This is a genomic window from Paraburkholderia sediminicola (assembly GCF_046026895.1).
In the GTDB taxonomy this organism is placed as follows: domain Bacteria; phylum Pseudomonadota; class Gammaproteobacteria; order Burkholderiales; family Burkholderiaceae; genus Paraburkholderia; species Paraburkholderia sediminicola_C.
The window spans coordinates 143,274-166,239 of sequence record NZ_JAQQEU010000001.1; the positions used below are offsets into that span (position 1 = coordinate 143,274).

At 59.2% G+C, this 22,966-nt stretch carries 19 protein-coding genes; 8 read left to right on the top strand and 11 right to left on the bottom strand.

Features of this window, described 5'->3' with window-relative positions; genetic code table 11:
* Window positions 1-3: 3 nt before the first annotated feature.
* Complete coding sequence (gene queE / locus PQR02_RS00655) at window positions 4-636, bottom strand: 7-carboxy-7-deazaguanine synthase (protein ID WP_408223932.1); 633 nt, start codon at window positions 634-636, stop codon at window positions 4-6.
* Window positions 637-712: 76 nt separating this feature from the next.
* Window positions 713-1,444: a 7-cyano-7-deazaguanine synthase QueC gene (queC, locus tag PQR02_RS00660; protein WP_408223935.1), complete on the bottom strand. Its 732-nt coding sequence runs from the start codon at window positions 1,442-1,444 to the stop codon at window positions 713-715.
* A gap of 1,289 nt (window positions 1,445-2,733) precedes the next feature.
* Here queC and PQR02_RS00665 point away from each other — a divergent pair.
* Window positions 2,734-3,972, top strand: a complete 1,239-nt coding sequence (locus tag PQR02_RS00665; protein WP_408223938.1) for an MFS transporter — start codon at window positions 2,734-2,736, stop codon at window positions 3,970-3,972.
* A 66-nt stretch (window positions 3,973-4,038) separates the two neighbouring features.
* Here the strand turns inward: PQR02_RS00665 and PQR02_RS00670 are convergent, their stop codons facing one another.
* Together PQR02_RS00670 and PQR02_RS00675 are read right to left on the bottom strand one after the other, a co-directional pair.
* Window positions 4,039-5,400 (bottom strand): alkaline phosphatase family protein, encoded by a 1,362-nt coding sequence (locus PQR02_RS00670; protein ID WP_408223941.1) that lies wholly within the window; start codon window positions 5,398-5,400, stop codon window positions 4,039-4,041.
* 1,280 nt (window positions 5,401-6,680) lie between these two features.
* Complete coding sequence (locus PQR02_RS00675) at window positions 6,681-7,853, bottom strand: LacI family DNA-binding transcriptional regulator (RefSeq protein WP_408223944.1); 1,173 nt, start codon at window positions 7,851-7,853, stop codon at window positions 6,681-6,683.
* Between the two features lie 117 nt (window positions 7,854-7,970).
* Between PQR02_RS00675 and PQR02_RS00680 the strand changes: the two genes are divergently transcribed.
* From PQR02_RS00680 to PQR02_RS00710, 7 genes are all read left to right on the top strand, one after another.
* Window positions 7,971-8,963, top strand: a complete 993-nt coding sequence (locus PQR02_RS00680) for a substrate-binding domain-containing protein (protein WP_408223947.1) — start codon at window positions 7,971-7,973, stop codon at window positions 8,961-8,963.
* 116 nt (window positions 8,964-9,079) lie between these two features.
* Window positions 9,080-10,648 carry a sugar ABC transporter ATP-binding protein gene (locus PQR02_RS00685; RefSeq protein ID WP_408223950.1) on the top strand — a complete coding sequence of 523 codons (1,569 nt, stop codon included), beginning with the start codon at window positions 9,080-9,082 and terminating at the stop codon, window positions 10,646-10,648.
* Window positions 10,641-11,654 (top strand): ABC transporter permease, encoded by a 1,014-nt coding sequence (locus PQR02_RS00690; RefSeq protein ID WP_408223953.1) that lies wholly within the window; start codon window positions 10,641-10,643, stop codon window positions 11,652-11,654. The genes PQR02_RS00685 and PQR02_RS00690 overlap by 8 nt, the downstream gene beginning before the upstream one ends.
* Window positions 11,651-12,676 (top strand): ABC transporter permease, encoded by a 1,026-nt coding sequence (locus PQR02_RS00695; RefSeq protein WP_408223956.1) that lies wholly within the window; start codon window positions 11,651-11,653, stop codon window positions 12,674-12,676. Before PQR02_RS00690 ends, PQR02_RS00695 begins: the two co-directional genes overlap by 4 nt.
* Window positions 12,673-13,548, top strand: coding sequence for a sugar phosphate isomerase/epimerase family protein (locus PQR02_RS00700; protein ID WP_408223959.1), 876 nt, complete (start codon window positions 12,673-12,675; stop codon window positions 13,546-13,548). Before PQR02_RS00695 ends, PQR02_RS00700 begins: the two co-directional genes overlap by 4 nt.
* Window positions 13,549-13,686: 138 nt before the next feature.
* Window positions 13,687-14,307: a nucleoside/nucleotide kinase family protein gene (locus PQR02_RS00705; RefSeq protein ID WP_408224628.1), complete on the top strand. Its 621-nt coding sequence runs from the start codon at window positions 13,687-13,689 to the stop codon at window positions 14,305-14,307.
* Window positions 14,308-14,408: 101 nt separating this feature from the next.
* Window positions 14,409-15,389 (top strand): hypothetical protein, encoded by a 981-nt coding sequence (locus PQR02_RS00710; protein ID WP_408223962.1) that lies wholly within the window; start codon window positions 14,409-14,411, stop codon window positions 15,387-15,389.
* Between the two features lie 67 nt (window positions 15,390-15,456).
* Here PQR02_RS00710 and PQR02_RS00715 read toward each other — a convergent pair whose 3' ends face one another.
* From PQR02_RS00715 to catA, 7 genes are all read right to left on the bottom strand, one after another.
* Window positions 15,457-16,299, bottom strand: a complete 843-nt coding sequence (locus PQR02_RS00715) for a tetratricopeptide repeat protein (protein WP_408223965.1) — start codon at window positions 16,297-16,299, stop codon at window positions 15,457-15,459.
* Window positions 16,296-17,234, bottom strand: a complete 939-nt coding sequence (gene ku, locus PQR02_RS00720; protein WP_408223968.1) for a non-homologous end joining protein Ku — start codon at window positions 17,232-17,234, stop codon at window positions 16,296-16,298. Before ku ends, PQR02_RS00715 begins: the two co-directional genes overlap by 4 nt.
* Window positions 17,235-18,075: 841 nt before the next feature.
* Window positions 18,076-18,852, bottom strand: a complete 777-nt coding sequence (benD, locus tag PQR02_RS00725; RefSeq protein WP_408223971.1) for a benzoate diol dehydrogenase BenD — start codon at window positions 18,850-18,852, stop codon at window positions 18,076-18,078.
* Window positions 18,849-19,871 (bottom strand): benzoate 1,2-dioxygenase electron transfer component BenC, encoded by a 1,023-nt coding sequence (gene benC, locus PQR02_RS00730; RefSeq protein WP_408223974.1) that lies wholly within the window; start codon window positions 19,869-19,871, stop codon window positions 18,849-18,851. Before benC ends, benD begins: the two co-directional genes overlap by 4 nt.
* 39 nt (window positions 19,872-19,910) lie before the next feature.
* Window positions 19,911-20,399, bottom strand: a complete 489-nt coding sequence (gene benB / locus PQR02_RS00735; RefSeq protein WP_408223977.1) for a benzoate 1,2-dioxygenase small subunit — start codon at window positions 20,397-20,399, stop codon at window positions 19,911-19,913.
* On the bottom strand, window positions 20,396-21,754 hold the full coding sequence (locus tag PQR02_RS00740; protein ID WP_408223980.1) for a Rieske 2Fe-2S domain-containing protein: 1,359 nt from the start codon (window positions 21,752-21,754) through the stop codon (window positions 20,396-20,398). The genes benB and PQR02_RS00740 overlap by 4 nt, the downstream gene beginning before the upstream one ends.
* Before the next feature lie 113 nt (window positions 21,755-21,867).
* Complete coding sequence (catA, locus tag PQR02_RS00745) at window positions 21,868-22,803, bottom strand: catechol 1,2-dioxygenase (protein WP_408223983.1); 936 nt, start codon at window positions 22,801-22,803, stop codon at window positions 21,868-21,870.
* Window positions 22,804-22,966: the final 163 nt, after the last annotated feature.

The following is a 22,966-nucleotide window of genomic DNA, read 5'->3' on the forward strand; positions in this document are numbered from 1 at the left end:
AAATCAGGGAATGTTCAGATACTTGTGGGTCTGCATCGACAGGCGCCATTGCGGATGGCGTTTGCACCAGTCGATCGCGAGCTTGGTGTTGATGTCGCGCGCCGGGCCGTCCATCGGCTGGACGAGGAAATACTCGAAGTCGAGCTTCGCATACTCGGACAAGCGCTGGTTGTCCTGCGGAATCACGACCTTCAGTTCGTTGCCTTTGGTGACGACGAGCGGCGCGTCGGCCTTCGGGCTCACGCAGATCCAGTCGATCGTGTCGAGCACCGGCAGCGAGCCGTTGGTTTCGATCGCGATCTCGAAGGCCGCGGCATGCAGCGCATCGACCAGTGGCTGATCGATCTGCAACATCGGCTCACCACCCGTGCAGACCACGAAGCGCTCGCCCTCGCCTTGCGGCCACAGCGACGCAATCATTGCCACGAGATCTTCAGCGGTGCGGTACTTGCCGCCGTTCTCGCCATCGGTGCCGACGAAGTCGGTATCGCAGAAACGGCACACCGCGTCGGCGCGATCTTCTTCGCGGCCCGACCACAGATTGCAGCCGGCGAAGCGGCAGAACACGGCCGGACGCCCGGCATTCGCGCCCTCGCCTTGCAACGTGTAGAAGATTTCCTTGACCGCGTAAGTCATGCTGCTTTCTGCCTCGTGTTCCTGAATGTTCCTGAAGATGATCGCCCGATGTGCGCAGGCGCCATGGCGCCCGCGGTCAAACCGGCTCGGTGACTTTCTCGCCGGCCAGATAGGCTTCGTAGCCGCGCTTGCGCAAGCGGCAGGCCGGGCATTCGCCACAGCCGAAGCCCCATGCATGCAGTTCCGCACGTTCGCCGACGTAGCAGGTATGGGTCTCGACGCGCACCAGTTCGACCAGTTCGTCGCCGCCCAACTCGTGCGCGAGACGCCACGTATCGGCCTTGTCGAGCCACATCAGCGGCGTTTCGAGCAGCAGGCGCGTGTCCATGCCGAGATTCAGCGTGACCTGCAACGCCTTCATCGTGTCGTCGCGACAATCGGGGTAGCCCGAAAAATCCGTCTCGCACATTCCGCCGACCAGCACCTGCAAACCACGCCGATAGGCGATCGCCGCCGCGATGGTCATGAACATCAGATTGCGCCCCGGCACGAACGTGTTCGGCAAACCGTTGGCCGTGGCTTCGATCTCGATCTCGCGCGTCATCGCGGTATCGCTGATCGCGCCGAGCACCGACAGGTCGATCATGTGATCGTCACCGAGGCGGCTCGCCCACGCCGGAATCGCGCGCGTGATGGCCTGGCGAAACCCTTCGCGGCATTCGAGTTCGACGCGGTGCCGCTGACCGTAATCGAAGCCGAGCGTTTCGACCGTGTCATAACGATCGAGCGCCCAGGCAAGGCACGTGGCGGAATCCTGGCCGCCGGAAAACAGCACGAGAGCGCTACGCTTGGCGTCTTTGCGGATCACCGTGAAACTCCGTGAATGATGAGTGCCGCGTCGCGCTGCGCGAGGTGCGCCATGCAAGCAACGCGGCGCGACGCGTGCCGGCGGTCTGCCGGCCCAAAGCAGTATAGGCCGCGCCTTGCGCATGCAGAGTCGCTGGGCGCTTATACCGCTAATCGTCGGGCGAGGGGTTCGGTGCGGGCGGCGGCCTTTGCCGCGCGGCACCCTGGCGCGAATCAGGTGACATGCTCAGCGGACACCGTTCGCGCAAGTCCTTGAACTGACGCGATTTTATCACGCGATGCCGAACGGCGCCGAACCCGCCCCGCCATCGGCCTGCGCGTTCGCTGAAGCAACGAATGCCCGTCTGTTCCCGCGAGAAAAGCAAAAGCCCCAGGAATCTTGCGATTTCCTGGGGCTGAATCCTGGTGGCCTGGGACGGAATCGAACCATTGACACGCGGATATTCAATCGCAGCATCCGCCCAACCGGTATCCGCCGTGACACGCAACGTCACGCAAAATCAAGCACTTGACCGCAGTCATGCGCATTCGCACGCGCGCCCGCGAACTGGCGCCTGCCCGAGATCTGCCATGCGCGTGGCGGATTCTAGCCCGAACACCGGAGCGCGACAACCCCACAACGCACCGTTACAGTCGACCGGAATCAAGGGCCAACCGGAGCAGGTCATCGACCATTGCTGAAAAGTTGACGCATCCTATGACCATGCCGTTGCTCCGATTTTGAGCGTGGTGAGCCTCTTTCAAACACGGACATCGAGCCCTTTTTAAGGCCGACGTACGTCTTCCGTCGAGATCGGCGGGATCGGCGGGATCGGCGGGATCGCAGATTCAGCGAAATTTCATCGCTGGAAACCGTGGGACATTACGGAAGTATTTGGTGTGGGCGGTTTGTGAATAAGTCCGGGGCGTCGTCGCATCACGAAAAAGTTATCCCACGCTGGTCGGCCTTGGGGCGCGTGGCTAACTCATCGAGAAGCAATCATTTCACCGTGTCGGCCGGGTAGTCCTCCGGCAATTCCACTGCCACCTGCGATCAAAGCCATTGCCAAGAGAGGGGAGCGTGGTTCGCTGGCCGCGCTCCCTCGATGGGCATTCACGCCACATGACGCGACACGTTCCACTTGCCTTTCGCCGTCCCGCAACAACTCGAAGGCAAAATTTTCGCGGGCCACGTCTGCAGCGGCGTGGACATTGTTCAGCCACGGCGGCAACTCTATTCAAGGCACGACGCTTTTTCCCAGATGAAAGCCGGCATAAAGTGTCGGACTTCAATCTCGCATCAATGCCATCATGCAAATCGATATTCCTACAACTCCAGCGGCGTTCGAGGGAAGTTCAACGTCGGTGCGCCAATGGCTTTCCGTCATTGCTGTAGCTGTGAGCGCGTTCGCGTTCGTGACGGCCGAGTTTTTGCCTGTCGGATTGCTGCCGCAAATCGCACACGACCTTGGCGTGTCGACCGGCGTAGCAGGTCTTATGGTCACCACGCCCGGCGTCATGGCTGCAATCTTCGCACCGACGCTCATCGTCAGCGCTGGGCGGACGGACCGCCGGTATGTTTTCCTGCTGCTCACCGCCGTGCTTCTAGTTGCGAACGTCGTGTGTGCAGTCGCAGCGAGTCTTCCTGTCATGCTCGTCGGACGGGCCTTGCTCGGCGCGGCGTTGGGTGGTTTCTGGACTCTGGCGACCGCTGCCGCTCCGCGACTTGTGCAAGCAAAGGATGCGGCGAAGGCAACTGCCACGATTCTGACCGGCGTGACCTGTGCAACTGTTATCGGTGTGCCGCTCGGAACGTTCATTGCGTCGTTTGCATCGTGGCGACTGTCGTTCGCTGCCACTGCGGGCCTGGTGTCGCTCGCGTTACTGGCGCAAGCGTTCCTCGTGCCTTCGTTGCCGTCGGCATCGGCATTGCGCATCACCGATTTCAAGGCGCTGCTTCGCCGGCCTCACACGAGGTTGAGCATGGTAATGGTCGCGCTCGTCTTTGGAGCGCATTTCTCGACCTATACATACATCGCTCCGCTGCTTGAGCACGACTTCTCCTTGAGTGTCATCACGCTGTTGCTGTTCGCATTTGGCCTCATCGGCTTCTTCTCTAATGCACTGATGTCGATGGCGGTCTCGGCCCATCTCAAGAAGTCTGTCGCTGCCATGATATTGCTGCTGCTGGGCGCGCTGTCTTCAATGCTGTTGCTTGAACATTCGACCATCGGCGAGACTGCGGGGATGCTGCTCTGGGGAATCGCGTTCGGCGCGCTCCCGCTTTGCTTTAGCGTGTGGATTCAGCGCAGCACGACAGACTTGCCCGAAGCGGGTTCGGCGATGTTCGTCAGCATTATTCAAGTGGCGATTGCCGTGGGTTCGGCGGTGGGGGGCACCATCGTCGACCGCGCCGGAGTCCACGCTGACTTCACGCTGGGGCTCGGTCTCGCTTTGCTCGGCTTGGTGACACTGCAACGGCTCGCCGCATTGGAACGACCGGCCAAAGCGTCTTCTTTTAATCCGACTTGCGACGCGTCACCTGATTGACGGAACTCGCCTGTGGACCAATATCGCCATGTTCGCGAGGCGCACGAAGACAGGCCTCGCGTCGATTCAAGACGCACCCTTGTACGTCGCATCGAAGCCCGCAAGGTCGCCCCAGTTCGGCGAAGACAGCAACTCAGGATGGTCCTGCTGAACCTTCAGTGCGACACTACGAAAGGCTTGCGCACATGCCGAGGTGCCGCTTGGCGGCGAGACGGAAGGCGGTACAGGCGAGTTGCTCGGTAGGGGGAGATTCAGCTTCGGTGCAGAGCCCGGCCTTTTCACATCGGAAAGCGCGGAGCTGAGCCGCGAAAGTTGTGTGCGTGCGCTGACCGGAGCCGAGTAGGTGCCCCCGGCATTGAATTTATCCGCTAGCAGCTGAAGTATCGACGTATGGTCCAGGTCACCGGAGAAGACACCGCCCGGAACGACATAGGGCGAGACCAGGAATGCGGGTACCCGTAGCCCGGTAGTTTGAAACTGATAACCGGCGACGTCGGTCGGAATATCGAGCGGGCTTACATGGTCGAAGAACCCCCCGTGCTCGTCATACGTGACAATCATCAGAGTCTCATCCCACCTGTCCGACGCAGAAATCGTTTGATAAATATCGGCAAGGAACGCTTGACCCGATGCAACGCCAGTAGGCGGATGGTCGTCGTTCGGCGCCCGGTGCGGCCCATCCGTGTATTCCGGCTCGATGAAAATGACTCGAGGCAAGTTGCTACTGTTCATCCAGTCCGCCTTGAAGCGCGAATACCGCCTGAACCTCCCTCCGCTCCCGTCTAGCGGCAACGCCAGAGAAGTCACTATCTCAGGCAACCACTTGGGCATCAAGCTGAAGAACGGGAAGAATCCTCCCGACTGGTAGACACACCAACTTGCGCGGTGCGCGGTCAACCAGTCGTACGCCAGCGACTGCTCGGGAAGAAAACCAGAGACATTGTCGCTAATCGTACTCTCCCCTGACATTGCCATTAAGCGATTCGCCTGAGTCCCGGTCGGAAGCGGTGCAAACCAGCTGTCGCAAACGGTGAAGTTTTTTGCGAAAAAATCATAAACGGGCAGCGCATCGGCCTTGTAGTAGCCCATCACCATCGACAGGTCGGCGGGCGGAGGGTTGCGTGTCGCGTAGCTCGCGACGAATCCTCCCAGTTCTGGGCAGCCGCCATTCGCGCATGGCGTGTTTATTTGTATCGAAATCGGCGTGCGGTCATGCGGAGGGTCGGGGATTGTTTGGGTCGTCGGCGAAAGCGCATGCAGGGCATACGTTTTGCCGCCGTAGAGGTTCGTGAAATTCTGTTGCCAGGTGGGGTCGGCGGAGAGTCCGTTGACATCCTTCCCGTCGAGGCTCAGGTAGCCAAGAACGTGGTCGAAAGACCTGTTTTCCATCATGACTATGATGATGGTGTTGATGTTGTCAACTGACATGCTGCCTCCGATATGACGGCATCAGCGCGACGCGGTCGCCTACCAATGTGCGAGCCCGAAGAAAACCGGGGAGCATGGCACATCGTGTCTTCTGAGACCAACCTGTTTGATACCCCCTGCCTTACCGCGCTAGCCTGTACCGGATGGCTCGACCGTTCGCTGCAAAGGTCTCGCACTTCCGCCGAGGCTCGATATCAAAAGCTTGCTTCCGGCTAGACGTTAAGGCTAGTTCACGTTACATCGCTATTCAACTCCAGTTGCGTGGCAGCGTTGGCAGGGAATTGTCGGCGATACTTGGTCGATGGTTGCAGCGCGACGTCTCCACTTTTTCCCATTGGGCGGCGCAAGCCCGGACGCTGCCGAGAGCATTCTTCAATGGTTCCTCGGCGCGCCAGCGCTCTTCTTGCGGCGTCTGAAAAGTGCACCGAAGCCAACCGCGACAAGCAATGCCGTCAACAGGCCGGCGCTCATGCCAGTCGTGCTGCGTGCGTCACGCGGACTAGAAGCAGCAGAAGCAGCAGCCGGCGAAGAGGCTTGCATCGCGACCGGCTGCGGAAGTGCTACGCCGGCGGCACTGCCTTGGCGAACGAGAGAGGCTTCCGACGTGGGGGAAGCCTGAGATGCGACTGAGGGAATTGTATCCGGGGCGGGGCCGACGGGGGCCATAGCGGTAGCTGAGGCCACAACCGTAGCTGCTTGCGCGCGAGAAGTGGTTTCGACAGACTTGGCCATCGACTTCCACTGAGCGAAGACGATATCGACGCAGTGAACGTCTATGCAGGCGTTGCGCGATCGTCTCCACTGCGCAAGTTGTTCGGGCAAGAGCTTCCCGCTGCTAAGCAAGGCCTGCTGCTGCTCGTAGATATCGCCGTACTCATTGTTCAGGATGGCGTGGTCGCATATGACGCGCTCGGCCGGTTGCCGCGTGGTCGCACATTGAATATCGCTCGCCCATGCTCCGGCGGAAGCAAAAGCTGTCATTGACAGCAGTAATGCAAAATGATGTCTCGGACGCACCGAGCCTCCTTGAAGGTGATTGCCGTGATGAGATTACGGCCATTTGCGAGCGAACTCGAAATTTGCGCCAGACGTGCTCAAGGAGCACCGTCCAACTCGCCAGCATGACGCGTGCCGGTTCAATCGCGAGAAATAGGCGCACGGCTTCGCGCCTTCGCATCGTTCCAAGCGACTGAACCTCGTTGGGCAAAACGCTGCATCCGTTCGGCCCGTCGGTCTTGCTCGCGATCGCGTTGACTCCGTTGCCCATTTTCGGACCAAAGTTAGCGGTCAAACTCTTTCGTTTGTTCGGCCTCTTCGAACATCTTGCCGAATCCCGTCGGCACGAGAATAAGAGACCGGTCCGTCGGGTCATTGTTTTCGACCAACGCAAACGCTTCGGAAATGATGGTTTGCACGTCCTGCCGCAACATTGTCACGTCAAAAGGCAGATACGCCGCGAAGGGGTCCCAGTCGAAGCAGCCGACAACCGCAGAATTCCACGCGTCGTGCGGCAACGTCGCCACGAACTGAACCATCCCTTCAAGAGCGGTAATCGAATTCACCAGCAAACCGAACGGCAGTCGCCCGAGCTTGTCACAGCGAACGGTCAGCGCGCGTTTGGCAGCTGCGGCGTTATATCCACAGCACTCGATCGCATCTGCTGCAGGCGCTATCCGGCGAGCCTCGAAAGCGTCCCTGAATCCCGCAATGCGCATCTCGGTCGCATATTCATTCACTACCCCTCCCAGCAAAACCAGTTCATCCGGAGAGTGGCCACGTGCCAGCAGTTTCTCGATCAGCACCTCGGTAATCGCGGCAGCGCCTTTCCGATTGTCCGTCACAACCGACGGCGCACCATCGCCCGGCAGGTCAAGATTGATGGAAGGCACGCCTGCCGCCGAACAGAGCTCGTTCAGGGGCGTTGGATTACGCACACCGGCGATGAACAGCAACTCAACCCGCTGCGACAGAAGTGTTTCAGTGACACTCACTTCGACTGCAGGGTCGCGCTGCGTACCCACGACTATCGGGCACAGCCCACGGCTACGAGCCTGGTCTTCGAACGTTTGAGCAAGTCCCGCAAAAAACCGGTTCCGGTAGTGCGGAAGAACCATCCCCGCCAGACCTGAGCGCGACAGCCGGAGCCCTCGAGCTTTCATGTTGACGTTGTACCCAAGCGCGCGGGCGCACTCGAGGATCCGGTTCGCAGTGTCCTCCTTGATTCGGTAACGGGCCCACGTGCCGTTTAGCACCATGCTCACCGTAGACGTCGAAGAACCTGTCGCCTTGGCGATGTCATAAATCGTGGACTTGCGTCCGGGGTTGCTGCTTGCCATCAACGTAACTCCGAGGGCATTTCCGCCGTTCATGTTTTGTGAAGGTAACCGCTTGGCAATAGGTGCCGGCAGTAGGGGTTTTTCCCGGTCGACCGATTTGCTAAATAGATTCAGCATACACCCACCCAAGCTGCTAAATGGATTCAGCAAACTTTAGCATGGTCGATAAGCCGGGCTTTCCCACACTTTATTTCGGGCGTCTGCCTAAATAGCCAGGCGTCCAACGGAGGAGACATGTTCAAGAACATCGTCCGCACTTTGGGCGCAGGCGCAGTCGCGCTCGTTTTGACGACGGGTTTCGCATCGGCCTCGCCGGACAAGCCTGTAATCGGTGTGGTTGTGAAGATTGGCGGCATTCCCTGGTTCAACGCGATGGAAGCGGGAATCAAGAAGCGAGCTGACCAGCTCGGTGTCAAAGCATTCATGGTCGGGCCGACGAGCGCCGACCCCGCGCTTCAAGTCAGAGCGATCGAGGACCTGATTGCACAGCATGTCGACGTCATCGGCGTCGTGCCGAACGATGCGCAGGTATTGGAACCCGTTCTTCAGCGCGCCCGGGCGGCTGGGATCAAAGTCATCACGCACGAGTCCCCGAAGCAACAGAACGCGGATTGGGACTTTGAACTGGCCTCGGTCAAGGGCTTCGGCGAAGCTTACGGCAAACGCCTCGGCGAGGCGCTGGGCGGAAAAGGCGAATATGCGGTCTTCGTCGGGTCGCTGACGGTGCCGCTCCATAACGCCTGGGCGGATGCGGCAATCGCCTATATCAAAGCCAACTATCCCGGGATGACCCTCGTCGGGGACCGCTACGGCGTCGCCGAAGACGTTGACGCGTCGCGCAAAACCGCGCTTGACCTGATGCGCGCCCATCCGAACTTGAGAGGCATCCTTGCGTTCGGCAGCCAGGGCCCGATTGGGGCGGCTCGCGCGGTCGCAGAGCAGCAGGCAAAAGGAAAAGTCCAGGTTCTCGGGCCGTTCTCGCCTGGACAGGGCCGAAAGCTCGTTCACGACGGCGTGCTGAATGGCGGATACATGTGGAATCCTGAAGTAGCCGGCGAAGTGTTCGTGACGCTGGGCACGATGCTCGCAAAGGGTCAGCCGATCAAGGACGGGACGAATATCCCGGGACTGGGTGTTGTTCACCCCGACGGTCACAACCTGATTGTCGACCAGCTGGTGGACCTTAACGCCAAGACCGTTGACGACCTCGCAAAGATGGGCCTCTGACCGCCATCCTTTTGCCGAACGGGTGAGCGCAGCCAGAGGGCTGCTCACCCGGAAATTGACGGTACGACACATCTGGTCGCAAGCCGGTCACGTGCAAGTACCATCGGAGCGTTTCCATGAGTCAACCTGCTTCCACCAACGCCCTTCGTTCTCAGCGAGGTGACGTGAACCCGGATTCGGTCGCGCTCGGCTCCGACCGCACGCCACTACTCAAGCTCGAGAACATCTCCAAGATCTTCGGCGGCGTCAAGGCGCTGCGGGCCGTGAAGTTCGACATCATGCCCGGTGAAGTTCTTTGCCTTGCCGGCGAGAACGGCTGCGGCAAGAGCACCATCATCAAGATTATCAGTGGGGTCTATCAACCGGAACCCGGCGCCGTGATGCTCATGGACGGTGAGTCGATCGAAGGCCTCGACCCGGCCAGAGCCCGGGACCTCGGCATCCAGGTCATCTGGCAAGACCTCGCTCTTTTCCCCGAAATGACCGTCGCGGAAAACATCGCCTTCGAACAGAACCTGGGGTCACGTCCGCGCGTTGTCAGCTACGGAAAGATGAAGGAGGCGGCAAGCCGAATTCTCGAGCGGCTCGGCGTCTCCATTGACCTGAACCGATCTGTTCGCTCGCTATCGATCGCCCAGCGCCAGGTCGTGGCAATCGCGCGAGCGCTTGTGCGCGACGCACGCCTCGTTTTCATGGACGAGCCAACTGCCTCTCTCAGCCATGCTGAGACCGAAGCTTTGTTAAAAATTGTGCGGCGGCTTTCTGCGGATGGTATTGCCGTGGTGTTCGTCAGCCACCGGCTCGCTGAAGTGCTGGACGTCTGCACCCGGGTGACCGTTTTCCGCGATGGACAGTACGTCGGCACCTTTCCCACCGAAGGGATGACGCAGACCCGCCTCACGGAATTGATGACGGGCCGCACTTTCGACTACGAAGTACGCACGACAGATCTGACGAACGCGCCGGTCGTGCTGGAAGTACAGGGGTTGTCACGGGCCCGCCAATACCACGACGTGTCGTTCAAAGTGCGACGAGGCGAGATTCTCGGCGTCACGGGACGTCTTGGCGCAGGAAGAACGGAACTCGCATTGTCGCTTTTCGGCATGACGCGCCCAGGTGCGGGTTCCATCCGGCTCGACGGAAAAGAGATTTCGCTGCGCGCAAATCGTGATGCTATCCGCGCAGGTATAGCCTACGTGTCCGAAGACCGCCTCCAACTCGGACTGGTACAGCCGCAATCAATCGGAGACAACACGGTTGCGGCGGTGTTGGACAACCTTTTGGATGGCACTCATCTCATCGCTTCTAAAAAGCGAAACGCGCTGATTCAAGACTGGATTCAGCAACTGGCCGTGAAGATCGGCAAGCCGGACGATGCGGTCTCGACACTGTCAGGCGGCAACCAGCAGCGTATCGTGCTCGCCAAGTGGCTGGCGACAAACCCGAAGCTCCTGATCCTGGATTCGCCCACCGTAGGCGTCGACGTCGGCGCCCGGGCTGGCATCTTCGCCATCATTCACAAACTCGCTGCTGAGGGTATGGCCATCTTGCTGATATCGGACGAGATTCCGGAGGTCTACTTCAACTCCGACCGAATTCTGCATATGCGTGACGGCCGAATCATTGCAGAGTACCTGCCGGGAACGACAACGATGGAACAAATCGAGCGAGACGTCCATGCCTGATCTTCGTAAACTCGGAATCGGTTCGATCGAGGCCCTGCTGATTCTCGTCATCGCTGTCATGGTGATTGGCCTCAGCCTTTCGACCTCGACATTCCTCACTCTTCCAAACCTGTTCGACCTGCTTAACCAGAGCTCCGTCAACATCATCTTCGCAGTCGGGCTGCTGGTCGTCTTGATTGCTGGCGGCATTGATATCTCTTTTGCCGTCGGCGCATCGGTGGTCCAGTACCTCACCGCGTTGACGGTGATGCGGCTCGGCGGCGGCAACTGGGCCCTCGGCTTCCTTGTGTCTGCCTGCTTCGGGTTCCTGCTTGGCTCCATCAACGCCACGATTATCTACAAATTCCGCATCGTCTCGATTGTGGTGACGATTGCCACGTTCAATGTGTTCTTCGGTGGCTTGATGTTTTTCACGGGTGGGGTGTCCATCTACGACCTGCCGGATTGGTGGACCAATAGAGTCTCTATCATCAATTTCAGCACCGCGAGTGGTAATGCAAATCTCGCACTGCCTGTGGCCGTGATGATCGTCATGGTCCTCGCAACATGGTTTCTGCTGCGGCGCACGACAACCGGCCGACAGCTCTACGCAATGGGCGACAACCCCGAGGCAGCGCGACGCGTGGGGGTCAACATAGGTGCGATGCATTACATCGCCTTTGGATGGCTCGGCATGATGGCCGGGATTGCCGGACTCATGCAAGCCCACTACATGCAGGAAGTCGTTCCGAACGCATTTTACGGCCGCGAACTGGATGTGCTTGCTGCCGTGGTGCTCGGTGGTGCTAGGTTAGGCGGTGGGCGCGGCACGATCCTCGGCGCCATCCTCGGCATCCTCCTGACCGCTATCACCGCCAACGGCCTGAACTTGCTCGGCATCTCGCCGTATGCGTTCAAGATGATTATCGGCGCCATCATCCTCATCGCCATTACCTTGTCGAGCGGCGGCTTCGCGAAGCTCGTCGGAACCCGATTCACATCACAAAGCGTAAAGGCCTCGTCATGAAACTGTCCTCATCTCAACGCGCGCCGCTCGTACAGGCAGACGTCGCCGGGTTGCTTGGATTTCTCATTCTGGTCATCGCAGTCCTGAGCTTCGCATCTGACCGCTTTTTCTCGGCGAGCACATTCGTGTCGGTAGCGTTCCAGTTGCCGGAACTCGGGTTCTTTACGCTGGCCATGCTGATGCCTTTGATTTCCGGCGGCTTCAATCTCTCGGTGACTTTCACGGCGAACATTTCGGGGTTGGCGATGGCGTGGGTGCTTCATACGTACGGCGGATCGGATGCCGGCGCCATCGCCATCATCCTCGGCATTGCTGCTGCATTGGCTACCGGCGCCGCCGCCGGTTGGGTGATGGGTGCCGTCATTGCCCGCACTGGAGCAAGCCCGATCCTCGTGTCCTTGTCGATGATGATCTTCTTGCGCGGCCTGGGAGAGTTCCTCACACGCGGAGGCGACATCTCTGGCTTTCCACCGTTCGTGCGCGAAATGGGAAACGGCGTATTTCTCGGCGTACCCATTCCCCTCCTGATTTTTCTCGGCTGCGCATTGGTTTGGCACGTTGTCATGACACGGTCGCGGCTGGGCTTCGCCACTCGGATGATTGGCTCGAATCTGGAAGCAACGCGGTACTCCGGCATTGCGACCACGCGCGCCGTCACGCGAATCTACATGCTGTCGGGGCTGATGTGCGGCGTCGCCGGTGTGGTGATGGCGGCCCAGTTCAACTCCGTTCGCGTGGGCCACGGGGAAGCATTTCTGCTCATCTCCGTGCTTGCGTGTTTCCTTGGTCGCGTCGACCCATTCGGCGGCTTTGGCCGCGTGGTGCCGGTCGTAATCGCACTGGTGATTTTGCAGGTTATTGCTTCTGGCCTCAATTTGCTTGGCGCCAATCAACACCTGGCTACCGCGTTATGGGGTGTCTTCCTGCTCGCTGTGATGCTCTTCCGTTGGGCATGGGCGAACGGCTTGTCGAAAACTTTGGTCCGCAGGCGCGTGACCGCATCTGAAGGAGTTACACAATGAATAAGCTTGGCGTACACGCACTGGTATGGGCGGGAGACCTGACTCCGGAATCGACTCGCAAGGTCTTGAGCCAGACCAAGGCTGCCGGGTTCGACCTCGCTGAACTGTCCTTGCATGGCCCAAAAGTCATGGACCTGGCGCTCACACGGGATCTGTTGCAGGAGCACGAACTGGACATCGGTTGCTCACGCGGTCTCACGTTCGATGCGGACGTATCCAGCGAAGACGCTGCGACGGTCGCACGCGGGGTTGCGCTGCTGGAGGAAGGCATTACCATCACGGCGGAACTGGGCGGAAACTACTTCGGCGGAATTCTTTACGGCGCGATGGCCAAATACAACGCGCCCGTCACCCGGCAAGGGCGCCGTAACGCAATTGATTCGCTTAAGCGCATTGCGGATTTTGCGCTGAAGAAGAACGTGACGCTCGGGCTTGAGGTGGTAAACCGTTACGAGAGCAATTTGCTGAATACCGCATCGCAGGCGCTTGCGATGATTGACGAAGTCGACGCGCCCAATGTTGTCGTTCACCTCGATACGTATCACATGAACATTGAGGAGTCCGATTTCATGCAACCGGTCCTGCAGTGCGGAAAACGCCTTGGATACGTTCATATTGGGGAAAGCAATCGCGGGTATCTCGGCTCGGGAACCATCGACTTCTCGCAGTTTTTTCATGCACTCGCCATGATTGACTATAAGGGAGTCGTGACATTCGAGAGCTTCTCGTCGACGGTAGTCAACGAGCAGTTGTCCAACGCGTTGGCCATCTGGCGCAATCTGTGGGACGACGGCATGGATCTGGCGAAGCATGCGCGGGAGTTCATCGCGGGAGGCATCAACGCCGCCGCGAAAGCAAAATCTCACCATTAAAGCCCCCATTGAGGTAAGTGACGCGGTAGCACAAGCGTCGGGGAATCTCAACGCGAGCGGCTCATCAAGCGGGCTTCGGCGAGAACAGGAAGCGCCCTCGCTGAGCGTTGCCTTTTTTGGAAGACCTTGAATATGTCGATGATCGAAGACTGCTATCTAGGTCGCCTACGTCGCTTAACTGCGGACGGACGGCGCCGTATCCTCGGCCTCGTTGGTGCACCGGGCGCAGGGAAATCGACATTGGCGCAAGCAATTCTGGATGCCTTTCCCGGACAGGCCGTAGTGGTGCCGATGGACGGGTTTCATCTTGCCAATGCAGAACTCGCGCGTCTGGGTAGCGCATCCCGCAAAGGTGCGGAAGATACCTTTGACAGCGCGGGCTACGTTGCACTTCTGAGGCGCCTGCGTGAGCAGCGTCACGACGAAACAATCTACGCTCCCACCTTTCGCCGGGAAATCGAGGAGCCCATTGCCGGCGCAATTTCTGTGACGCCGGATCTGCCGCTCGTCATCACTGAAGGGAATTACCTTCTTCTTGAGCACGGCCATTGGAAAGCTGCACGACCGTTACTCGACGAAGTCTGGTATGTGAACGTCGACCCGAAGCTGCGGCGCCAGCGCCTTGTCAACCGGCATATGAGTTTCGGCCGTGACGGGGCTGCGGCAGAACAGTGGGTTCGACAAACCGATGAAGTGAACGCGACTTTGGTTGATTCAACAAGAGAGCGTGCCGATGTTCAATTCCAGTGGTCATCGTGAGACACACTGACGGTTTCTGGGTCGCCCATGAGGCAACGCACCATGCGTTGTTCTTATCGGATAGCCACGAATATTGCGGTTGGGAGTGGTGAGACTGCACGATGGAATCGATCGAACGCTGGACGCTGAAATGGGCCCACGGCGAGGCAGAGGTTCAGGCACTCGGTGGAATGCTTGCGCCGGTCCGATTCGACCTTGGAGGCAGAGGTTCTGTCTCTCCGATGCAGGTTGCTCCGTGGGCGGATGACGCACGCTGGCCAGGGCTCATGCGGGCGCTGCGCGGCGAATGGCCTTGCCTTCCGTTCGGAATGGTCGATGCGCCTGCGGGGCTGCCGGCCGACTTTCAGATTCGTGACGCCGAGGATCGGTGGGTCCATGGGTATGGCGCGAATCACATGTGGCAACTGATGGAGCAAAGCGATCGCATACTCACGCTGCAAATCGCCTACCCCTCCGACAGTGAGATCGAGAGGCTCGAACGCACGATTGAAGTCGAGCCTGACGCGCCTGCGCTGATCGTCTCACTTACCGTCCATCCCCGTCGTGACGCGATTTTACCGTTCGCCCTTCATCCGACTTTTGCTGTTCCGTTGGAAGGCGTTGACATCCTCGCCTGCGCGTATCAGGCCATCTATAGCTACCCCGTTCCACAAGAGCCCGGTGTCTCGCGAATTCTCCCGAACCGCACCATCTCGACCCTGAAGGAAATTCCGACGACGCAAGGGCTGATAGACGTAACCAGCTTGCCCTTGTCCGAAGTAACCGAAGAGTTGCTGCAATTCTCAGGATGTAAGCCGCCGTTTGTGCTGCGGTACCCGAAGCAGCGCGCCGAGGTATCTCTTGACTGGGACGCAGAAGACCTTCCGGATGCGTTGCTCTGGATTAGCAACGGTGGGCGTACGCACGAGCCGTGGTCAGGACGACACTTCGCCATCGGAGTAGAGCCCGCCAATAGCTTTTTTGATTTGGGGCGGGTGGCGGTTCCGCCTGCCGATCATCCGCTTGCTGGCCGCTGCGGACTGGTTTTCAAAGCAGGGGTATCACGGACCATTTCGTACCGTCTGTCGGCACAGGCGCTATGAACTGCGGCTGCTCGCCAGCGTTCCCATTTTCGGTTCGAAAGTAAGTCTCGCCTCCAACACGGCAAGGTCACCCGATGAGTCGGCGATACGCGCTGAGGTGCCTCACGAGCCCCTGCTTGTCGCCGAGAATCTCGCTGAGGCGGGCAACGTTGAAGTGAGCGTCGGCATGGGTCGGGTCGAGCCCGATGCATCGCTCGTAAGCTTCCACTGCCGCGCCGTAGCGTTTCAGTTCTTCGAGGACGACAGCTCGGTTGAAGTGCAGCAGCGCATCGTCGGGAAAGTGCTGCAGTGCTCCGTCAAAGACCGACAGAGCCTCCTCGCAGCGTGTTTCGGACTCGCATAGCAATACGCCCAGGTTGGTATAAGCGTGGTAATGCGGCATTGGCGCCAGCTCCAGCACTTTGCGGTAAGCCTGCTCCGCGCCGACTACGTCGGTACCCGTGAGTTGCTCTGCGAGGGCAAACCATTCCTCAGCCTGTTGTTCTCGACCAAGCCGATTTCGCGGTGCGGAGTCGAGAAACGCAACATCGCCCTGAATCGGGGCGACCTCGAAGTCGAGCAGATGCTGGCCCGATGCCGCGTCCCATTGTGCCTGTCCTGACCTGACCGCTATGGTGTCGCCGACAGCCGTAATGCGGATGCCTGACAGAGGCAGCTCATCCGGGAGTTCCGCTTTCAGCTTGGCGAGTGCGCGAAGAATCTTCCGTGATGCGACTTTGGCCGATTGCAATTGAAATGCCGTGCGCAAGACCACCACGTCCTGGAACGAGAATCGGAGTTCGTTGCGCCGGCCGCGGACAGGGTTGACGAAACCGGCTTCTATCAGACCAGACAGCACGCTCCGAGAAACGCCCAGCAGCGACTGTAGGCTGCGCAGCGAATAGTCGTGTGAGTGATTACGTCTGTTCACTTGCGAACTCGAACCTTTGCCGGCGGGACTTCTTTTACTTCGGCCTTGAGTGCGGCTCGCTTGGCGGGCCGCCGGGGCTTGGTCGCAAGCACCTCTACATCAACGGGCGCGGCGGCTTTTTTGGTCGCAGGTGTCTTCGCCGGTGCGGCTCTTTTAGCCTTGTTGGCACTGAGGCTTGCGCGAAGCGCTTCCATCAGGTCGATTACCTGACCGCCCGATTCTTCGGCTGACGCCGCCGGAGACACAATCTGTTTGCCAGCAATCTTCCGGTCGATGGCTTCCAGAATCCGCTTCTTTTCTTCGTCTTCGTACGCGGCCGGGTCATAGGCATCTTCCGACACCTGGTCGATGATTTGCAGCGCGAGCTTTAGTTCCGAGTCACTCACAGTCACCTGTTCGATGTTCAAATCGCTCAGCGCGCGCACTTCGTCGGCAAACAGCAGTTGCTGGAAAACCATCCCCTCTTCCGCCGGCCGTATCTGAACAATTCGAGTCTTTCCCTTGTATGACCATTTTGCCAGCGCGCAGCGTTCGCTTTCTCGCATGGCCCGCTGCAGCAAGCTATAGGGTTTGCCACCGCGCTTGTCCGGAGCGATGAAATATGCCTTGTCGTAGTAAAGCGGGTCGACCGACTTTTCCGGGACGAAAGAGACGATCTCTACAACGTGGCTTGCCCCCTCCTCTAGCGCCTTTAGTTCGTCGGGAGCGAAGACGACGAACTGTCCCTTTTCGAATTCGTAACCCTTCTTCATGTCTGCGCGAGCGACGACTTCCCCGGTGGCTTCGGATATGTACTGCTGCTTGACCCGACCGCCTTCCGGCGTCAACAGGTTGAAGCCAACGCCGGCAGCGTTGTCCGTCGCCGAATACAGTTTGACCGGTATGGAGACAAGACCGAACGAAAGCGTCAGGGATGCGATGGAACGCGCTGTCATGGGATTCTCCTGATACCGGCCGACGACGGTCTCGCCGATGCCTGCTGCCTACATGCTACTCGATCAAGGGGAGCTGGGCTGCACCTGCGATGGCAGAGCATGTCATGTGCCTATTGTCGGCCATGGCCGTGCGTCCCGCCAACTTCGCCGACTGCGAATGGTCGGCTTTAGCGGCGAACACGAGCCGCAGTGTTTGTGCTTCCCCAACATGTAGTCACGGCTTCACCCTCTCGCGCCGTGCATCAACAGCGCAGACGCTTACCCTGCAAGGCAGCCCTGAACCGGTACCTCCGTCGGCATGCTTGTTGCATTTGAAAGCTGTGCGAACAAGGAGGGGTCTGACATGTGCGTCTTTCTGGGTGAGGTGCGTTATAAACGACCGCGCCGTACTTTAATCATCGCCGGGGCTGCTGTCTGTCTCGCTGCGGTCTGTGGGATGGGTATCGCGGCATTTATCGGCGTATTGCCCGAGTCAGAACACATAGCCGTCGCGGTGACTGCAACTCCCCTCCTGGATATCCAGATTGACCGCGCTGTTCATTAGACTGGGCACGGGCGCGGGCAGATAGCGATGGGTCACATAGCCGCCTCGCCCGCTATCATCATGCACACCGGCTTCGCCCGTCCGGGACCAGCCAACGCACTCCTTGCTGCACGAGACGGTGACGGACGCATGCGCAGACGGCCAGGCCATCTTCGGACACGCGTGTTTTCACAGGGTTAGTCTATGAAAAGATTCGTTATGCCCCGGCGGTCAAGGTCTTGCCGACCCACTTGCAGCGAGTAGGTCACCTCCGGTTGTGATGCGTCCGTACTCTGGCTGCTCGAGGCGATTCGCAAGTCAGCCCGTGTCGCCCCCCGCTACGGGCAATACGGTGCCGGTGATATAACCCGCCTCGTCCGACGCCAGGAACAGAATGGGTGCGGCCTGCTCGTCGATGCTGCCGTAGCGTTTGAAGAAGGTCGATTCAGTGACCTGCTTCACCGCCTCGCCCATCCAGACTTTTTCCTGCTCGCTGTCCCCGGCGGTATTGCGCGGCACACGTCGCGGCGGCGCATCGGTCCCACCCGGCGCTGTGGCAACCACGCGGATGTTGTGCTCTGCGTACTCCATCGCCAGCGACTGCGTCATCGCGTTGACACCGCCCTTGGCCGCCGAATACGGTACGCGGCGGATACCGCGTGTGGCATTCGAGGAGACGTTCACGATGGTCCCGCCCCCGCGCTTGAGCAGGTGCGGCAAGACCGCATGGCAGGCGTACAGTGTCGGCATGAGTGAACGACGGATTTCCGCATCGATCTGTGCAGGCTCGAACTCGGCGAAGGGACGCATGCGAATCGCGCCACCCACGCCATTGACCAGAATGTCGACGCCGCCAAAGGTGCGTGCGGCAAAGGCCATCGCCGACGCGGCGCCTTCGTAAGTCTCAAGGTCAGCGACAAAGCCTGCGGTGTCCGCGCCGTCCGCTTCAGCGGCAACTTCACAAACGAAGTCGGCGCGATCGACAAACAGTACCTTGCCGCCTTCGGCGGCTGCGCGAAGCGCTACCGCGCGACCGATACCCTGTGCGGCGCCGGTGACCACCATGACCTTGCCAGCAAATCGTTGCGTGCTCATGCGGTCCTCGGTGCTGCGTTAGGAGTGAACTTCTCATAGTGGAAGCTGTTGGGCTTCACGCCGTTGTCGTCGAAATGCTTACGCACTGCATCGACCATGGGCGGTGGTCCGCACAGGTACACGTCCACGTCACCATCATTGACGGCCTCCGCCGGCATGTGCTGCGTTACCCAGCCCTTGCGCGGATGGGTCGACTCCGCGTCAGCCACGACGGTGCTGTAGGTGAAGTTCGGCAACTTCGCCACGTAGGCGTCGATTGCATCGACCTGCACGAGGTCGAGGTCTCGCGTTACACCGTAGATCAGATGAACTTTTTGCTGCGAACTCGCACGAGCCAGCACTTCGAGCATCGACAGGAACGGCGCCAGGCCTGTGCCGCCAGCGAGAAACAGCAGCGGCCGCTCCACAGCGCGCAGATAGAAGCTGCCGAGCGGCCCGGTCAGTTCCACCTTGTTGCCGGCCTGCGCGGATTCGAGCCACGTGCTCATCACGCCACCGGGAATCTTTTTAATCAGAAAACTGATTTTCGATTCGCCCGGTGCCGATGAAAAGGAATACGAACGGTGCTGCCCGATGCCGGGAACGTCAATGTTGACGTACTGGCCCGGCAGGAACACCGGCGCGGTCGCATCCACATCCAGTTCGAGCAGAATGGCCGCATCGTTGTGCGCTTCTACCTTCGATACTGTTGCAGCGAACCTGCTTTGCTCGGTCTTGCATGCAGTGGAAGATGCCGGCACCGCGATGACACAATCGCTTTCCGGGACCATCTGGCAGGTCAGGACGAGGCCACTTTCCTTCTCATCCTCGGTCAGCGCATCTTCGATGTAATCGTCGCCAAGGTCGTAGCTTCCGCTCTCGGCCCGGCATTTGCAGGTGCCACACACGCCGTCGGAGCAATCCATCGGCAGGTTGATCCTGGCGCGAAAGGCTGCATCAAGCACCTTCTCGCCGGCCTTGCATGTCACGAAGCGGGTCACGCCGTCTTCGAAATTCAGTGCAACGTTGTAGCTGGACATCTTGCCTCCTGTACCTCTAATTTTCACCGCTGCGTGCTATCAAACGTGATAGACGTCGAGCACCTGGCGGATGTAATCGTCCTTCAGCACAATTCGCTTGTAGGAAATCAACAGTTCATCGTTGACCTTTCGCAGCGTCACGAACATCGTGCCAAAAAACTGATCTGTGGCCTTGTAGCGGTGGCTGAGCGTGTTGAAGTTGTAGCGCACGTCCACTTCGTTGTCGCGCTCGGCCAGCACCTCCACATTGGTCACGTTGTGACTGCTACGGGGTTCAGGCATCGAAGCACCGCTGCGTTCGGTCTTGATGCGGAACACACGGTCTTCCAGGCCACCGCGGTCCGGGTAGTACATCAGCGAAATCTGGCTTTCATGGTCGTCGGTGAGCTGGTCGTCGTCATCCCATGCTGGCATCCAGTAGGTGACGTCCTCGGCATAGCACGCGAGCCATTCGTCCCACTGCCGGTCATCGAGCAGGCGCGCTTCGCGGTACAGCGCGGCACAGATTTTCTGGTAGTCGAAGCTCATGCCAGCGTCTCCCCTTGTTCCTTTTTGAGTGCGTCACGCATGACATCCACCCAGTATTCGTGCTGACACACGAAGAGACCTTCGTCTTCGCTACGCTCACCTGAGATGCGCGGTTTCAGCCCCATATTTTTTGCATTCGCGTCGGCTCCCTCGACCCACAGCGGCGCGCCACGCGAAAGGTCGTTCCACAGCGCGGTGGTGCCGGCATAGCCGGTCTGGCAAGCGCGGAACTCTTCAAGGTCATCTGCCGTGCCCATTCCCGAGACGTTGAAGAAGTCCTCGTACTGGCGGATGCGGGTAGCGCGGTCGGTCGCGCTTTCGCCCTTGGGGGCAAAGCAGAAAATGCTGACTTCAGTCTTGTCTACGCTAATGGGACGTACGACGCGAATCTGGGTACTGAACTGATCCATCAGGAACACGTTCGGATACAGGCACAGGTTTCTTGTCTGGTTGACGATAAAGTCTGCCTGGACTTCGCCCACACGTGCCTTGATTTCGTCGCGGTATTGATAGACCGGACGCACCTCCGGATTCATCGTCCTGGTCCACAACAGGATGTGGCCGTGGTCGAATCCGTACACGCCGGCCACGGACTTGCTCCAGCTGTTTGCGTCCACCGCCTTGGTGCCATCGACCTTGCGACGGTCCATCGTCGCAGCATAGTTCCAGTGCACGGTGCTGACGTGATAGCCGTCGCAACCGTTCTCCATCTGCATCTTCCAGTTGCCGTCGTAGATATACGAAGAGTTGCCCCGCAGCACCTCCAACCCGTTTGCAGCCTGGTCGACAATCTGGTCGATGATGACCTTCGTCTCGCCGAGGTAGTCTTCCAACGGCATCACGTCTGCGTTGAGACTGCCAAAGAGGAAGCCGCGGTAGCTCTGGAAGCGAGCGACTTTCTTCAGGTCGTGCGAGCCGTTGGTATTGAATTGCACCGGGTATTCGGTGGTCTTCACGTCCTTCACTTTCAGCAGCTTGCCGGTGTTGGCGAAGCTCCAGCCGTGGAAAGGACAGGTGAAGGTGCCTTTGTTGCCGTGCTTTTTCCGGCACAGCATCGCGCCCTTGTGCGCGCAGGCGTTAATGACCGCGTGGAGTTCGCCGTTCTTGTCGCGAGTGATAACCACGGGCTGACGGCCAATCCAGGTGGTGTAGTAGTCGTTGTTGTCGGGAATCTGGCTTTCATGCGCGAGATAGACCCAGTTGCTCTCGAAGATGTGTTTCATCTCGAGTTCAAACAAATCGGCGTTGGTGAAAATGTCGCGGCGGCAACGGAATACACCGTTTTCCTTGTCGTCCTGAACGGCGGTGTGCAGCAGTTCATCCAGCTGCGTGGCGTTGTCGAGAATGGCAGACATGAGTGCTCTCCTACGCGTGCTCCAGGCTATGGAGCATGCGCATCGGGTGTCGAAAGATTCTTGCGGAGAATTGAGCGGCAGCAGCGGTACGAGGAAGCAGCCGCGTTCGGCGGTTACGCCGTGGCAGACGCACGCAGGCGATTGACGACCTGGTTATCCTTGCCCTGAACCATCGGAGTCAACTCGATGTTGAATTCGATTTCCTTGTACGTATCGGCCTTCATGCCCAGCGCAGTGCCGCCGGTCTTTTCGACCACGTGGGGAATCAGGTCTTCACGCGTGGCATACGCGAAGTCGTCCCAAATCAGCGGGTCGCCCTCGATATTGATTTGAGTCGTCAGCTTGCGGTACTTGTCGGTGGTGACGAAGAAATGCACGTGCGCCGGACGATTGCCATGTCGCGCGAGCACGTTCAACAGTTGTTGGGTCGCGCCATGGGGCGGGCAACCATAGCCGACCGGCATGAGCGTACGGAATTCGTACTTGCCGTCGCCGTCAGTGCTCACAGCACCACGCAGGTTGAACTCGCTCTGCGCCTTGGTCGGGTCGAAGTGCGAATAGAAGCCCTTTGAGTTGGCGTGCCAGCACTCGACCACTGCATTGGCGACAGGCTTGCCGTCCGGACCGGTCACCGTGCCGCGGATGACCAGCGGGCCTGCATCTTCGTCCGGATTGACGTCGATCTTCGATACGCCATCGCGCACCGGCGCACCGGCAACATACAGCGGACCTTCGATCGTACGCGGCGTGCCGCCGGCGATTTCTGCCGCCTTGTCCTCGGCGTCCATGCGGATATCGAGGTATTTTTCCAGACCGAGACCAGCAGCAAGCAGTGCAGCTTCGCCATCCTGGCCAAGCTTGTTGAAGTAGTGGACGCCAGCCCAGATTTCGTCGGGCGTCATGTCGAGGTCGTCGATGGCCTTGAACAGGTCGCCTAGCAGACGGCCGACAATCTGCTTGGCGCGAGCATTGCCATCCTGGCTCCCAAGGTTCGCGGCAGCCTTCAACAGGTCTTGTACTTCCTTCGTTTCAAACACTTTGACGCTCATGTCTGCTCCTGAATCTCTCTATTTTCTGTGGGGTTAACCCTCGATTCGGCACCGACTCATCTATCTGCAGAAGGTATAATCGATTGCTGAAACAGAGTGTGAATGCAGGATAATGGACATCAGAAAGGGCCGTCCAACACTGTTTTAGTATCGGTCTATATCC